The organism is Kitasatospora sp. NPDC058184 (genome assembly GCF_042883725.1).
Taxonomy (GTDB): domain Bacteria; phylum Actinomycetota; class Actinomycetes; order Streptomycetales; family Streptomycetaceae; genus Kitasatospora.
This window is the reverse complement of record NZ_JBHVVE010000007.1, coordinates 298,069-312,252: the sequence shown is the minus strand read 5'-3', so window position 1 is coordinate 312,252 and position 14,184 is coordinate 298,069. Positions and strand designations below refer to the sequence as shown.

13 protein-coding genes are annotated in these 14,184 nt (G+C 75.9%); 6 read left to right on the top strand and 7 right to left on the bottom strand.

Annotation, left to right across the window (positions count from 1 at the left end; genetic code table 11):
* Positions 1-86 precede the first annotated feature (86 nt).
* Genes ACFVXH_RS16325 through ACFVXH_RS16315 form a run of 3 tightly spaced genes read left to right on the top strand, consistent with a single transcriptional unit; the run spans position 87 to position 3,000 of the window.
* Positions 87-248, top strand: a complete 162-nt coding sequence (locus ACFVXH_RS16325) for a hypothetical protein (protein WP_380781129.1) — start codon at positions 87-89, stop codon at positions 246-248.
* Complete coding sequence (locus ACFVXH_RS16320) at positions 245-2,518, top strand: heavy metal translocating P-type ATPase (RefSeq protein WP_387824035.1); 2,274 nt, start codon at positions 245-247, stop codon at positions 2,516-2,518. The genes ACFVXH_RS16325 and ACFVXH_RS16320 overlap by 4 nt, the downstream gene beginning before the upstream one ends.
* A complete protein-coding gene (locus ACFVXH_RS16315) occupies positions 2,515-3,000 on the top strand; it encodes a copper chaperone PCu(A)C (RefSeq protein WP_380781124.1) in 486 nt (161 codons plus the stop codon). Before ACFVXH_RS16320 ends, ACFVXH_RS16315 begins: the two co-directional genes overlap by 4 nt.
* Before the next feature lie 75 nt (positions 3,001-3,075).
* Here ACFVXH_RS16315 and ACFVXH_RS16310 read toward each other — a convergent pair whose 3' ends face one another.
* Complete coding sequence (locus ACFVXH_RS16310) at positions 3,076-4,086, bottom strand: Acg family FMN-binding oxidoreductase (protein ID WP_387824031.1); 1,011 nt, start codon at positions 4,084-4,086, stop codon at positions 3,076-3,078.
* Between the two features lie 210 nt (positions 4,087-4,296).
* Entirely contained in the window at positions 4,297-5,157 is an 861-nt protein-coding gene (locus ACFVXH_RS16305; protein ID WP_380778261.1) for a universal stress protein, read from the bottom strand.
* Between the two features lie 389 nt (positions 5,158-5,546).
* Here ACFVXH_RS16305 and ACFVXH_RS16300 point away from each other — a divergent pair, with 389 nt between their 5' ends.
* Positions 5,547-7,244, top strand: coding sequence for a GAF domain-containing protein (locus tag ACFVXH_RS16300; protein ID WP_074003842.1), 1,698 nt, complete (start codon positions 5,547-5,549; stop codon positions 7,242-7,244).
* 21 nt (positions 7,245-7,265) lie between these two features.
* Here ACFVXH_RS16300 and ACFVXH_RS16295 read toward each other — a convergent pair whose 3' ends face one another.
* Positions 7,266-8,105 carry an alpha/beta fold hydrolase gene (locus tag ACFVXH_RS16295; protein ID WP_049659241.1) on the bottom strand — a complete coding sequence of 280 codons (840 nt, stop codon included), beginning with the start codon at positions 8,103-8,105 and terminating at the stop codon, positions 7,266-7,268.
* A gap of 38 nt (positions 8,106-8,143) precedes the next feature.
* Here ACFVXH_RS16295 and ACFVXH_RS16290 point away from each other — a divergent pair, with 38 nt between their 5' ends.
* Positions 8,144-9,289: a saccharopine dehydrogenase gene (locus ACFVXH_RS16290; protein WP_049659242.1), complete on the top strand. Its 1,146-nt coding sequence runs from the start codon at positions 8,144-8,146 to the stop codon at positions 9,287-9,289.
* Positions 9,286-9,867, top strand: coding sequence for a TetR/AcrR family transcriptional regulator (locus ACFVXH_RS16285; protein ID WP_387824026.1), 582 nt, complete (start codon positions 9,286-9,288; stop codon positions 9,865-9,867). The genes ACFVXH_RS16290 and ACFVXH_RS16285 overlap by 4 nt, the downstream gene beginning before the upstream one ends.
* Before the next feature lie 6 nt (positions 9,868-9,873).
* Here ACFVXH_RS16285 and ACFVXH_RS16280 read toward each other — a convergent pair whose 3' ends face one another.
* From ACFVXH_RS16280 to ctaD, 4 genes are all read right to left on the bottom strand, one after another.
* Positions 9,874-10,338: a pyridoxamine 5'-phosphate oxidase family protein gene (locus tag ACFVXH_RS16280; RefSeq protein WP_387824023.1), complete on the bottom strand. Its 465-nt coding sequence runs from the start codon at positions 10,336-10,338 to the stop codon at positions 9,874-9,876.
* 150 nt (positions 10,339-10,488) lie between these two features.
* Positions 10,489-11,208, bottom strand: coding sequence for a response regulator transcription factor (locus ACFVXH_RS16275; protein WP_074003716.1), 720 nt, complete (start codon positions 11,206-11,208; stop codon positions 10,489-10,491).
* Between the two features lie 158 nt (positions 11,209-11,366).
* Entirely contained in the window at positions 11,367-11,900 is a 534-nt protein-coding gene (locus tag ACFVXH_RS16270; RefSeq protein ID WP_387824020.1) for a hypothetical protein, read from the bottom strand.
* 119 nt (positions 11,901-12,019) lie between these two features.
* Positions 12,020-13,825: a cytochrome c oxidase subunit I gene (ctaD, locus tag ACFVXH_RS16265; protein ID WP_387824017.1), complete on the bottom strand. Its 1,806-nt coding sequence runs from the start codon at positions 13,823-13,825 to the stop codon at positions 12,020-12,022.
* Positions 13,826-14,184 lie beyond the last annotated feature (359 nt).

Here is a 14,184-nt window from a genome sequence, read left to right as displayed (position 1 = left end):
GAACCGGTTCCGGAACGTACGGGAACCAACCGCGTCGCCCGTCCGACTGCTGGGGGGTGAGTGCGAAGTCGCCGGGAGTCCGGCCGTTGAGTGTGCTGGCGGGGTTCGTCCTGCTGCTGGTGGTGGTGTTCGTGGTGGCCTACGGGGTGGGGCGCCAGGTCGGCCCGGTCGCGCCCGGGTTGCGGCCCAGTAGCGGGGGCGGCGGGTCGCCCGGGATGGACGGGCACGGCATGGGCGGGATGCGGTGAGCGCCGTCGCCGAGCCCGTGGTCGCCACCGATCTGGCGGTCGGCGGGATGACCTGCGCGGCGTGCGTGGGCCGGGTGGAGAAGCGGCTGGCCCGGATCGACGGGGTGACGGCCGGGGTGAACCTGGCGACCGGACGGGCCCGGGTGCTGCACCCGGCCGGGGTGCCGGTCGCGGACCTGGTGGCGGCGGTCGAGCGGGCGGGCTACACCGCCGAGCCGCTGCCCGCCGGGGCGCCGGTCGGGGTGGCAGCGGAGGAGCCGGACGAGCGGTGGCGGCTGCTGGTCACCGCCCTGCTGGCCGTCCCGGTGCTGGTGCTGTCGATGGTGCCGTCGGCGCAGTTCACCGCCTGGCAGTGGGTCTGCTTCGCGCTCGCCGTCCCGGTGGTGACCTGGGGGTCGGCCGGGTTCCACCTCCGCGCCCTGCGGGGGCTGCGGCACGCGGCGGCGACCATGGACACCCTGGTCAGCCTGGGTGTGGTGGCCTCCTTCGGCTGGTCCGCGTACGCGCTGTTCCTCGGCGGGGCGGGCGATCCGGACATGCGGATGCCGTTCTCGCTGACCGCCGACGGCGGCGGCACCGCGCACGTGTACCTGGAGGCGGCGGTCGGCGTGCCGCTGTTCGTGCTGGCCGGGCGGCTGCTGGAGGGCCGGGTGCGGCGGCGCAGCGGGTCCGCGCTGCGGGCGCTGGCCGAGCTGGGCGCCAAGCAGGTGTGCCTGCGGGGGGCGGACGGCGAGGAGCGCCTGGTGCCGATCGAACTGCTGCTTCCCGGGCAGGAGTTCGTGGTGCGGCCGGGCGAACGGGTGGCCACCGACGGGGTGGTGGTCGACGGGGGTTCGGCGCTCGACCTGAGCCTGCTGACCGGGGAGAGCGTGCCGGTCGAGGTCGGCCCCGGGGACCGGGTGGCGGGCGCGACGGTGAACGTGGGCGGCGCCCTGGTGGTGCGGGCCACGGCGGTCGGCGCGGACACCCAACTGGCCCGGATCACCGCGCTGGTGGCGGAGGCCCAGGCCGGCAAGGCGCGGGCGCAGCGGCTGGCGGACGCGGTGGCCGGGGTGTTCGTGCCCTGCGTGCTGGCGGTCGCGGCGAGCGTGCTGGGCTTCTGGCTGGGCGCGGGCGCGGCCCCGCAGGCGGCGGTGACGGCGGCGGTCGCGGTGCTGGTGGTGGCCTGCCCGTGCGCGCTCGGGCTGGCCACGCCGACGGCGCTGCTGGCGGCGACCGGGCGGGGCGCGGAGCTGGGCGTGCTGGTGCGCGGCCCGGAGGTGCTGGAGAGCCTGCGCCGGGTGGACACGGTGGTGATGGACAAGACCGGGACGCTGACCACCGGCCGGATGGAACTGACCGCCGTCACCACCGCGGACGGTCCCACGCAGGACGAGGCCCTGCGATTGGCCGGCGCGGTCGAGCACCGCTCCGAACACCCGATCGGCCAGGCCGTCGCGGCGGCGGCCCGCGAGCGCTGCGGGCCGCTGCCGGCCGTGACCGGCTTCGCGGCCGCCACCGGGCTCGGGGTGTCCGGGACGGTCGAGGGCCGGGCCGTCCGGGTCGGGCGGCCGGACGACGCCGCGCTGCCGCCGGCCCTGGCCGAGGCGGTGGCGCAGGCCGGGGAGGCGGGCCGCACGGCCGTCGTGGTCGAGCTGGACGAGCGGCCGGCGGCCGTCCTGGCGGTCGGCGACACGGTGCGCTCGGGGAGCTGGCGGGCCCTGCACCGGCTGCGCGGACTGGGCCTGGAGACCGTACTGCTGACCGGGGACGGCCCCGGCGCCGCCCGGGCGGTGGCCGCCGAGCTGGGCATCGAGCGGGTGCACTCCTCGGCCTCCCCCGAGCGCAAGGCCGAGGTGGTGGCCGAACTGCGCGCCGCCGGACGGACGGTCGCGGTGGTCGGCGACGGCGTCAACGACGCGGTGGCACTGGCCTCGGCGGACCTCGGGGTGGCGCTGGCCTCCGGCAGCGACGCCGCGATCGGCGCGGCCGGGCTGACCCTGGTGCGCGGCGACATCGAGGCGGTGGTGGACGCCGTACGGCTGGCCCGGCAGACCCTGGCGACCATCCGGGCCAACCTGCTCTGGGCCTTCGGCTACAACCTGGTGCTGATCCCGCTGGCCGCGGTCGGACTGCTCAACCCGATGCTGGCGGCGGTCGCCATGTCGCTCAGCTCGCTGCTCGTGGTGGGCAACAGCCTGCGGCTGCGCACCTGGGAACCGGGGCGGGGACAGCGCAGGGGCCAGGGACAGGGGCAGGGACGGGGACAGCGCAAGGGAGGACGACGGTGAAGGCCTGGCAGCGTCTCGGGGCGGTCGGCCCGCCGGTCGGCGCGGCGGCGCTGGCCCTGGTCCTGCTCACCGGGTGGACGGCGTTCGGCGGGGCCGGCCGTGACCGCCCGGTGGAGGCCGGACCGGGCTGGGTGCTGCTGCCGACGGCCGGCGCGGCCTCCGCCACGGCGGCCTTCTTCACGATCCGCAACCCGGGCGACATACCGGACGAACTGACCGGTGCCAGCTGGGAGTTCGGCGGCCGGATCACCCTGAAGCGGCACCTGCACCAGGGCGCGGCGGGCCGCTGGGAGCCGGCCCCGGCGCTGCCGGTGCCGGGCCGCGGCGAGCTGCGGATGACCCCGGAGGACGCGGACCTGATGATCGCCGACCCGCCGCCGCTGCGGGCCGGCCAGTGGGTGGAGTTCACCCTCACCTTCCGGCACAGCCCGCCGCTGCGGCTCGCCGCCCAGGTGCTGCCGGCGGCCGAACGGCCGCGCTGAACGGGCGCGCTGAAAACGTCAGGGCGTGTCCCGCGGACCCTTCCGGTCCGCGGGACACGCCCTGACCTCATCGGCTCAGGAAGGCCGCTCCCCGAGCGTCTCCTCGACCGCCCGGCGCGGGGTGGCCGCCCCGGGCGGGCCGTACCCGGCCCGCAGGACCAGCTGGACGTGGCCCGGCCCGGCGGCCGGGTCGCGCAGCGCCCAGCGGGTGTCCGGCCACTCGATCGCCTGGTGCCAGACCGTGAGCCGGACGCCGCGCAGCGTGGCCAGCAGCCAGACCCGCTCCAGCGCCTGCCCGGTGCGCAGCCAGTCCGGCGGGCCGTCGCCGCGGGTGCTGAGGGTGCACAGCTGGGGCAGCGCCTCGAAGCGCTGCGAGGGCGGCTGCTCGGGGGCCTCCGGCGGGCGGCCGCCGAACTCGCGCATCGGCACCCGGGCGTCGTGGTCCTGCGGGCCGAGCGCCGACCGCGGGATGCCGTCCTCGGCGGTGCCGTCGTCGGGCCGCAGCCAGGCGCGGGACTCGGCGGCCCTGGCCGGGTCGGCGGCGTTGCGGCGCTCGGCGTCGGCGGTGAGCTCCTGCACCCGCCGTACGCCCTCCTCCTCCAGCGCGGCCAGGGTGACGCCCTCCTCCCGGGCGGCGGCCATCAGCTCGCCGATCACCGCCTCGGGCACGTCGCGCTGGGTGAAGGGCTCGCGGCTGGAGTGCCGGGCAGCGATGGCGGGGTAGAGGTCGCGACCGAAGGGCGCCTCCGCGACGGCCGGGCGGGAGAGGTCGAGCACGGCGAGCAGCCCGGGCTCGGCGACGTCCGGCAGCAGCCGGACCAGCGGTTCCCGGTCCAGCCGCCCGGCCGCCACCCGCAGGTTGAACACGGCCGCGCCGACCGCGATGTGCACGGCGGCGCCGGCCGGGTCGGCCAGCGGTACGGAACGATCGGTGTCGGCGTACACGGCGAGCCCGCGCCCGTCCGGCGTCGGCACGAACCGCCAGGGCTGGCTGTTGTGCAGCGACGGCGCCGCGCCGCCGGCGGCGGCGAGCAGGCGCAGGTCGGCCGCGCTGAGCATCTGGGTGAGAGCCGGGTCGAGCGTCATGGCGATCCACTCCTTCAGCCGCTGGGCTTCGGCATCAACCGCGAGGTCAGGGCGGGCCCGGAGGTCCCGCTGCTTCCGAGCGTGCGCGCCCGGCCGCGCGGACGACAGGGCCCTTGGGCCCGTCCTCACGACGGCCGGGCGGGGGGCCTTGGCGGGCACAGGCCCGTCCGGTGGATCGGGACGGGGGCGGATCCACCGGACGGGCGTCCGTCACCCGTGCGGGACGACCGCGACGGGAGCCTCGGCGTGGTGCAGGACGGCGTGCGCGACCCGGCCGAGCCGGGGGCCGAACTCGATCGGGCGGCGGCCCCGGCCGACCACCACCAGCGCGGCGCCCGCGGAGGCCTCGACCAGGGCGCGGGCGGCCCCGAGCTGCACGTCCTCGACCACCTCGACGTCCGGGTACCGCTCGCGCGCTCCGGCCAGGGCGAGCGAGAGCAGCTCGGCCTCCAGCGCCTCCAGCTGGCCGAGCTCGGCGGCCGGGACGGCGCCGCCCGCGTAGCCGAACACCGGCGGCAGGTCCCAGCCGTGCACCGCCCGGACCCGGGCGCCGCGCAGGGCCGCCGCCCGGAAGGCGAAGTCGAGCACCTCCGGCTCCGGGGTGTGGGCGTCGACGCCGACCACCACCTCGCCCTTGCCGCTCTCGCCCGCCGTTCCGGCCTCGCGCACCACGACCAGCGGCACGGTGCTGCGCCCGGCCACCGAGATGCTGACCGAGCCCAGCAGCAGCCCGGTGAAGCCGCCGCGGCCGCGCGAGCCGAGCACCAGCAGCTCCGCCTCCGCGGCGGCGGCCAGCAGACCGTCCACCGGCGCGTCCAGGACGGCGTCGGTCTCCACGGTCAGGTCCGGGTGCAGGCCGCGGACGTCCTCGGCGGCCTCGGCCAGGGTGCGGCGGACGGCCTCGGGCAGGTCGTCCGACTCGGCGAAGGAGGACACCCCGTCGGTCAGCCACGGCCAGGCGTGCACCAGGCGCAGCGAGGCGCCCCGGCGCACCGCCTCGGCGGCGGCCCAGTGAACGGCCGCGGTGCTCTGCGGCGACCCGTCGACCCCGGCCAGCACGGTTGACGTCATGTCTCTTCCTCCACACTGTCGACACGCTGTCGACGCTCGGCGGTTCGGTGCGGGCCGCGGTGCGCTCTGACGCCCCGTCCGCTCCTCCCCCACCCTGGCACCCGCACACGGCCCGGCGGCAGAGGCCGCAGGACCCTCCGCGACGGGACGAAAGGCCCGCCCGACGGAGCCTACGGCCGACCCCGCCGTCCCGGCCACCGACACCGGGGCACTACCTTGAACACGGCAATCCCGCTGGTCGGACGGCACCCGAGTCGGGTCGGGCGGCGGGGGCCGTCCGGACGGTGGGCGGGGTGCGTCCGGACGGTGGACGGGCTGGTCAGGGCAGGACGACGAGGAGGACAGCGGTGGGCGGAGCGGACGGCGGCGCGGCGGGTGGCGGCGCGCGGATGCCACGGCTGCGCCTGGACGAGCTGCTGGAGGAGCTCCAGTGGCGGATCGACGCGGCGCGCGGCACGCAGAACCGGGTGCACAGCCTGTTGGAGGCGGTGCTGGCGGTCGGGCGTGAGCTGGACCTGGCGCAGGCGCTGCACCGGATCGTGGAGGCCGCCGCCGACCTGGTGGACGCCCGGTACGGGGCGCTCGGCGTGATCGGGCCGGACGGGCACACCCTGTCGCAGTTCCTGACGGTGGGCCTGAGCGAGGAGGAGATCGCCGAGATCGGCCCGCCGCCGTCGGGCCGGGGCATCCTGGGCGAGCTGATCCGCGAGCCGCGGCCGCTGCGCTGCCCGGTGCTGTCCGACCACCCGGCCTCGGCCGGCTTCCCGGCGAACCACCCGCCGATGCACACCTTCCTGGGGGTGCCGGTGCGGGTGCACGGCGAGGTGTTCGGCAACCTCTACCTGACCGACAAGCGCGGCGGGCTGGACTTCGACGAGGACGACGAGGCGGTGATCTCGACCCTGGCGGTCGCGGCCGGGGTGGCGATCGACAACGCCCGGCTGTACGAGGAGGCGCAGCTGCGCCAGCGCTGGCTGCGGGCGAGCACCGAGATCACCCGCAGCCTGCTGTCGGGGGCGCCGCGGCTGGAGGTGGTCGAGCTGATCGCCCGCCGGGCCCGGGAGATCTCCGGCGCCGAGCTGGCGGACGTCTCGGTGGCGCTGGCCGGCCCGGAAGAGCGGGCCGAGGAGCTGACGGTGGAGGTGGCACTCGGCGCCGATCCCTCCGCGCGGCTGGGGGTGACGGTGCCGGTGGACGGCACGCTGTCCGGCGCCGCGTACGCCTCCGGTTCGCCGGCCACCAGTGACGAGCTGGCCTCCGACACCCGTTTCCCGGCCGGTCCGGCGGGCCGCTTCGACGGGCTGGGCGCGGCGGTGGCCGTGCCGCTGGGCACCGGTGCCGGGTACGGGCGGGGCGTGCTGCTGCTGGCCCGGGCGCAGGGGCAGCCGGCCTTCGGGCCGGAGGAGACGGGCCCGCTGCTGGGCTTCGCCGACCAGGCCGCGCTGGCCCTGGAGCTGGCCGAACGGCGGCGCGACGCCGAGCAGTTGAACCTGCTGGAGGACCGTGACCGGATCGCCCGGGACCTGCACGACCTGGCGATCCAGCGGCTGTTCGCGACCGGGATGACGCTGCAGAGCGCGGGCCGGCTGATCGAGAGCCAGGCCGCGGCGGACCGGGTGGCCCGGGCGGTGGCCGACCTGGACGAGACCATCAAGATCATCCGCTCGACCATCTTCGGCCTGCGCGCCCACAGCGAGCCGGACCGCGGCCTGCGCGCCCGGGCCACCCGGGTGGTCACCGAGGCCCAGGGGCCGCTCGGCTTCGCGCCCCGGCTGAGCATGGAGGGCCTGCTGGACACCGACGTGCCGCAGGAGCTGGCCGGGCACGTGGTCGCGGTCCTCGCCGAGGCGCTCAGCAACGCCGCCCGGCACGCCGGGGCGTCCCGGGTCGAGGTGACGCTGCGCGCGCTGGCCGGGCGGGTGGCGCTGACCGTGACGGACGACGGCGTCGGCGTGCCCGAGGGCGGGCGGCGCAGCGGGCTGCGCAACCTGGCTGAACGCGCCGACCGGGTCGGCGGCTCGTTCACCGTCGACCCGGCCGAGGGCGGCGGCACCCGGCTGGCATGGGAGGCCCCGGTCGGGTCCTGAGGCCTGCTCCCCGCGGGGCGGTCAGCCCCGCAGGGCGCCCAGGAAGGCGAGCAGGTGGGCGTTGAACTCCGCCGGCCGCTCCATGTTCGGGTAGTGCCCGGTGCCCTCGACGGTCACCGCGCGGCCGTCGACGACGGTGCGGACGACCCGTTCGGCCAGGTTGACGTGGTCGGCCGAGTCGATGCCGCCGTTGATCGCCAGCAGCGGGACGGTGATCCCGGTCAGCCGCTTCCAGGTGTCGGTGACCGGCACCAGGTACTGGGGGTCGTCGGGGGTGTGCTTGGAAATGGTGTTCCGGGTCATCTCCTTGAGCCGGCGCACCACCTCCGGGTCGACCTCGTCCAGGCGGCGGTGCGGCCCTGAGGCGAGCCGGGTGAAGGAGTCGATCCAGCCCTCGCCGTCGCCCTCGGCGAGGGCCGCGGTCTGGTCGGCGGCGAGTTCGCCGAGCCACGGGTCGGTGAACTCGGACTCGCTGGTGCCGTTGCCGCTGATCACCAACGCGCGGACCAGCTCCGGGTGTTCGAGCGCCAGGTCGAGGGCGATCGTCCCGCCCATGGACAGCCCGATCACCGTCAGCGGGCCGAGGCCGAGGTGGCGCAGCAGGGCCGCCAGGTCGTCGGCGGGCCGGAACGGCCGGCTCGCGTTGTCGGAGGCGCCGTGGCCGCGGGTGTCCAACGCGATCACCCGGTACGCGGGCAGCAGGGCGGGGAGCTGGTCCGCCCAGCTCCGGTGGTCCAGCAGGCCGCCGTGCAGCAGCACCAGCGGCTCGCCCGTACCGGCGTCGAGGTAGGCGAGGCGGCCGTGGCCGCTGTCGAAGAAGCACAGGTCATCGGTGGAACCGGTAACAGTGGATTCAGTCATGACGACAATTTTAGGTCGTGTGACCTATATTTGTCTCCATGAGCACCGAACCCGTTTCCGGCGGCATCCCCGTGCACCCCACCTTCCCCTCCGACCGCCTCCGTCACAACCCCGACGGCCCCGTCCTGCTGGTCGGCGGCTACGGCACCGTCGGCACCGAACTCGCCCGGCTCGCCTCCCCCTCCTGGCCGCTGCTGCTCACCGGCCGCTCCGAGCAGCGCGGCGGCGCCCTCGCCGCCGAACTGGACGACGCCACCGCCCGCCGCTGGGACCTCGCCGACCCCGAGCCGTTCACCGCCGCCGTACGGGCGGTGGTCGGGGTGGTCAACGACCCGGACGACCGGGTGCTGCGGGCCGCCGTCCGCGCGGGCGTCCCGTACGTGGACGTCACCCGCTGGACCGCCCGGCTCCAGCGGGCCGCCACGCTCGCCGCCCTGCTGCGCCCGACCGCCCCGGTGCTGCTCTCCTCGGCCTGGATGGGCGGGGTGACCAGCCTGGTCGCCGCCGCCCTGGCGGACCGGCTGGGCGGGGCCGAGCGGATCGAGACCGCCATCCGCTGGGACCTCGCGGACCGGGCCGGCGCCGACTCGGTCGAGTTCATGGACCGCCTGGGGCTCGACTACGAGGTGGTGCAGGACGGCCGGCGCCGCTCCGTCGTGCCGCTCAGCCGCCCGCGGACCGTCCGCATCGGCGACGCCCCGACGCTGGTCGCCGGGATCGACACCCCCGAGCAGTTCACCCTCCCGCTCACCCTGGGCACCACCACCGCCGCCACCCGGATCGGCTTCAGCTCGCGCTCCTCCACCACCGCCCTGCTCGCGGCCCGGCACGCCGGCTTCTTCCGCTGGGGCCGCGGTGACCGCTGGGAGCCGGCCCGCCGCGCCCTGCTCTACTCCCCCGGCGAGGGCGGCACCGCCCTGCTGCGCACCGACGTCACCTCCGGCGGACGCACCCTCACCGCCACCGTCGAGGACCGGGCCGGCCAGGCCAGACTCACCGCCGTCGGCGCCCTGCTGGCGCTGCGCCGGGCGCTCGGCACGGACGGCGCCCCGCCGCCCGCCGGGGTGGCCTTCCCGGAGCAGACCCCGCGCCCCGGGCGGGTGCTGGAGGACCTGGCGGCCCTCGGCGTCACCGTCACGGTCACCGCGGCCGACGGAGCGCGCGGCACGGAGGCGGCGGCATGAGCAGCGTCCGGGGCCTGAGCGGCAAGGGTGCCCAGAAGCGGGAGCAACTGCTCGACACGGCGGAGGAGTTGCTGGTCACCACGGGCAGCGGCGAGCTGTCCATGCGGGCGGTGGCCGCCGCCGCGGGCGTCCGCCTCGGGCACCTCCAGCACTACTTCCCGACCCACGCCGAGCTGGTGGCCGCCGTACTGGAGCGCGTCCTCGCCCGCTCGGTGGAACGGCTCACGCCGCTGCTCGACCCGGGCCGCGACGAGGACGCCCTGCTCCGCGAACTGCTCGCCGAGCAGCAGGACATGCGCCTGGTCCACCTGTTCGCCGAACTGTGGGCGCTGGCCGCCCGCGACCCCTCGGTGGCCGCCGCCGTCCGGGCCTTCTACGACCGCTACCAGGAGCTGGTCGCCTGCTTCCTCGCCGAACGCCGCCCGGCCCTGACGGAGGAGGAACGGCGGTCCCGCGCCCGGGTGTTCGTGATGCTGATCGAGGGCGCCTCGCTCTTCCGCTCCGGCCTGGCCGGCACCGCGGACGCGGCGGCGGACGCCGAACTCCTGCGCACCGCCGGGGCGTTGCTGGGCCCGTAGGCCCTTTCAGGCCAGGCAGCGGCCGATGACGAGTTCCGGGCGGATGCGGATGCGGACCGTGCCACCCGGGTCGGCCGCCCTGGTGGCCGGGCGGACCTGGGCGCGGCCGAGGACGGTGACGAACCAGCCGGAGCCGTCCCGGCCGTCCACCTCGTCGGCCTCGAAGGCGATCACGGCGCCGTCCACCGCCCGGGCCAGTTCGGAGCCGGCCGGGGCCGAGAGCAGCACGCCGCCGGGGGCCAGCCGGAACGGCACCGGCAGGACGGCCGGGAGGGCGTCCACCGTGTAGACCACCCTGCCGACCTCGGCCCGGGCCAGCAGCTCCAGCGACCGCTTCCGGTCGAGTTCGCGCAGTTCCGGAAGGTCGGGACGGTCGGCCGGGACGGGGCGGTCGTGCGGGACGGGCCGGGGGGACGGAACAGGCCGGGGGGACGGGACGGGTCGGGGAGACGGGACGTGGTCGCGGTTCATGCGAGCGATGCTCGCCCGGGCCCGGGCCGGGCCGCGAGGGCCGATGGTCCCGGCGGGGCCCGGCGAGGGCCCCGCCCGGCGGGTCGTCGGCCCCGGGCCCCACGGCCCTGCCCGGCAGGACCCGGAGGACCCGCCGGGCAGGGCCCGGGATCAGTACCGGCCGGAGCGCAGCACGGAGGGCTGCGGGGCGGCGGAGGCCTGGCGCAGCTCGGTGGCGATCAGGGCGGCCTGCACCCGGCGCTCGACGCCGAGCTTGGCGAGCAGCCGCGAGACGTGGTTCTTGACGGTCTTCTCGGCGAGGTAGAGCCGCTCGCCGATCTGCCGGTTGGTCAGGCCCTCGCCGATGAGTTCGAGGACCTCCTGCTCGCGCACGGTCAGGCCCGGTCCGGTGGTGACCGGCTGGGCGGGCTCGGCGTCGCTGCGCAGGCGGTTCAGCAGCCGGGTCGCGGCGCCGGGGTCGAGCATCGAGCGCCCGGAGGCGACGGTGCGGACGGCGGCGACCAGGTCGGTCCCGCTGATCTGCTTGAGCACGTACCCGGCGGCGCCCGCCATCACGGCGTCCAGCAGCGCCTCCTCGTCGTCGAAGGAGGTCAGCATCAGGCAGGCCAGCCCGGGCATCCGCGAGCGCAGCTCACGGCAGACCGAGACGCCGTCGCCGTCGCCCAGCCGGACGTCCAGCACGGCCACGTCGGGCCGCAGGGCCGGCACCCGGACGAGCGCCTGCTCGGCCGTCGCCGCCTCGCCGACCACCTCCAGGTCCGGCTCGCCGTCCAGCAGGTCGTGCACCCCGCGGCGCACCACCTCGTGGTCGTCCAGCAGGAACACCCGGACCGGTGCCGAGGCCTCGGCACCCTCCGTCTTGGTCGCCATCACGCGGCTCCACCTTCGTCACCCCCGCACACTCCCAGCGGGGCCCAGGGCATCATCCCCCCGCGACCGGCCGCGGGCCCAGGGCCCAACGGCCCCATTCGGACCGGGCCGCAGGACCCGTACGGGCCCCGACCTCGACCGGGCCGGTCCGGGTGCCCTCAGCGCCCCTGCCGCCGGACGTTCCCCAGCCCCATCAGCAGGAAGGCGAGCGCGACGCCCGCGCCGCTGACCGCCGCGAGCACCACCCGGGGCACGACCTCGCCGCCGCCGGACAGCAGGATGGCCGCCGCTCCGAGCAGGGCGACGGCCACACCGACCACCAGCCAGCCCGCCAGGGCCAGCGCCGGCGGCCGGTTGGAGCGCGGGGCGGGCCCCGCGTCCAGGGCGGCCCAGCGGACCGCCGTCTCCCGTACCTCCCGGCGGCGGTCCACCAGGGCCCGCACCCGCAGCGCCGCGCCGCCCACCAGTCCGGCGAGCGCGATCTGGGCGGCGGGCCGCCAGTCCGACAGGACGAGCAGCAGCCCGCCCGCGAGCGCGAGCCCGGCCCACCAGAGCACGCAGGCCGCGGCGGCCGTACGGGTGGAGCGGGGCCGGTCGGCGCCGGCCTGGAGGTCGGCGATGGCGGGCAGGTACCAGACACAGCCGCTCGCGGTGAGGGCGGCGGTGCCGATGGCGAGAACGGTGTGGTTCACGACCCGGCCTTCCTGGTCACGAAGGGGTTGGTGAGGAGGGTGAGGAGCGGAGCGGACGGGGCCGTCCCCGCCCGCCCGGGGGCAGCGACGCGGGCGGGGACGGCGTTCGGGGGGCGGACTCAGCCGTCCGAGGAGGGCGAGTCGGCGGTGGCGGACGCCACCCGCGCCCGGTCGGCCCGGCTCAGCGGCCGGTCGTACTTCGCCGGCTCCACGTCGCCCAGGTGCGTGGCGGGCTTGCCGCTGTGCTCCAGGACGTCCCGGGCCGCGATGTCCGGGTGGTGGAGGTCGAAGGCCGGGGATTCGGAGCGGATCCGCGGCAGCTTGACGAAGTTGTGCCGAGGCGGTGGGCAGGAGGTCGCCCACTCCAGCGAGCGGCCCCAGCCCCACGGGTCGTCCTCGGTGACCTTCTCGCCGTACTTGGCGGTCTTCCAGACGTTGTAGAGGAACGGCAGGATCGACAGGCCGAGCAGGAACGAGCCGATGGTCGAGACGGTGTTCAGGGTGGTGAAGCCGTCCGAGGCCAGGTAGTCGGCGTAGCGGCGCGGCATGCCCTGGGCGCCCAGCCAGTGCTGGACCAGGAAGGTCGCGTGGAAGCCGACGGTCAGGGTCCAGAAGGTGATCCGGCCGAGCCGCTCGTCGAGCTTCTTGCCGGTCATCTTCGGCCACCAGAAGTGGAAGCCGGCGAACATCGCGTAGACCACGGTGCCGAACAGCGTGTAGTGGAAGTGCGCGACCACGAAGTACGAGTCGGAGACGTGGAAGTCGATCGGCGGGGCCGCGAGCAGCACGCCGGTCAGGCCGCCGAAGAGGAAGGTGACCAGGAAGCCGACCGTCCAGAGCATCGGGGTCTCGAAACTCAGTGAGCCCCTCCACATGGTGCCGACCCAGTTGAAGAACTTCACCCCGGTCGGGACGGCGATCAGGAAGGTCATGAAGGAGAAGAACGGCAGCAGGACCTGCCCGGTGACGTACATGTGGTGCGCCCACACCGTCACCGACAGGCCGGCGATCGCGATGGTGGCCGCGATCAGGCCGGAGTAGCCGAACATCGGCTTGCGGCTGAACACCGGGATGACCTCCGAGACGATGCCGAAGAACGGCAGCGCCAGGATGTACACCTCGGGATGGCCGAAGAACCAGAACAGGTGTTGCCAGAGCATCGCCCCGCCGTTGGCCGGGTCGAAGACGTGCGAGCCGAACTTGCGGTCGCACTCCAGCGCCAGCAGCGCGGCGGCCAGCACCGGGAAGACCAGCAGCACCAGCACCGAGGTCAGCAGCACGTTCCAGCAGAAGATGGACATCCGGAACATGGTCATTCCGGGCGCGCGCATGCAGATGATGGTGGTGATGAAGTTGACGGCGCCGAAGATACTGCCGAAGCCGGACAGCGTCACGCCCATGATCCACATGTCGGCGCCGACGCCGGGCGAGTGGATCGCGTCGGACAGCGGCGCGTAGAGGAACCAGCCGAAGTCGGCGGCGCCCTGCGGGGTCGCGAAGCCGGCCGCGGCGATCAGCGAGCCGAACATGAACAGCCAGTAGGACAGCATGTTCAGCCGCGGGAAGGCGACGTCCGGCGCGCCGAGCTGGAGCGGCATGATCCAGTTGGCGAAGCCGGTGAACAGCGGCATCGCGAACAGCAGCAGCATCACCGAGCCATGCATGGTGAACGCCTGGTTGAACTGCTCGTTGGAGAGGATCTGCGTTCCGGGCCGGGCGAGTTCGGCGCGCATGACCAGGGCGAGGATGCCGCCGATCAGGAAGAACGCGAACGAGGACACCAGGTACATGGTGCCGATCGTCTTGTGGTCGGTGGTGGTCAGCAGTCTGACCAGGGCCGAACCGGGCCTCCTGGCCCTGACCGCCCCTGCGGGGAGGGTCGTCGGCGGTGAGGTGGGGTCGCCCTGTGCCTGGGTGGCGCTCAAGGACGCACTCCTTCGGAACGTCGTGCGAATGGGTGGCGCTCCATGATCCGAACAGGCCGCCTCCGCACCCCAGGGCCCTTCGGCCCGCCCGTCCGGGGCCGCTGGGCCCGAGTTCCCGGCCCCCGACCGGGACCTCCCGACCGCGCGACCGGGACCTCCTGTCCGCTCGCCCACCGCCTGCCGTCCGCTCACCCGCGGCCTCCTGACCGGCCGTCGGGCCGCCTCCCGCGACCGCGCCGCCCGCTCGGGCCGCGCTCGCCGCGGCGCTGAGCCCCGGTCGAGAACCGCCGGAACGCGCCCCTCCCCACCGCCCCGCGCACCCGTCCGGCGGCGCCCCGCGCGCCGTCCGTCCGCCCGGC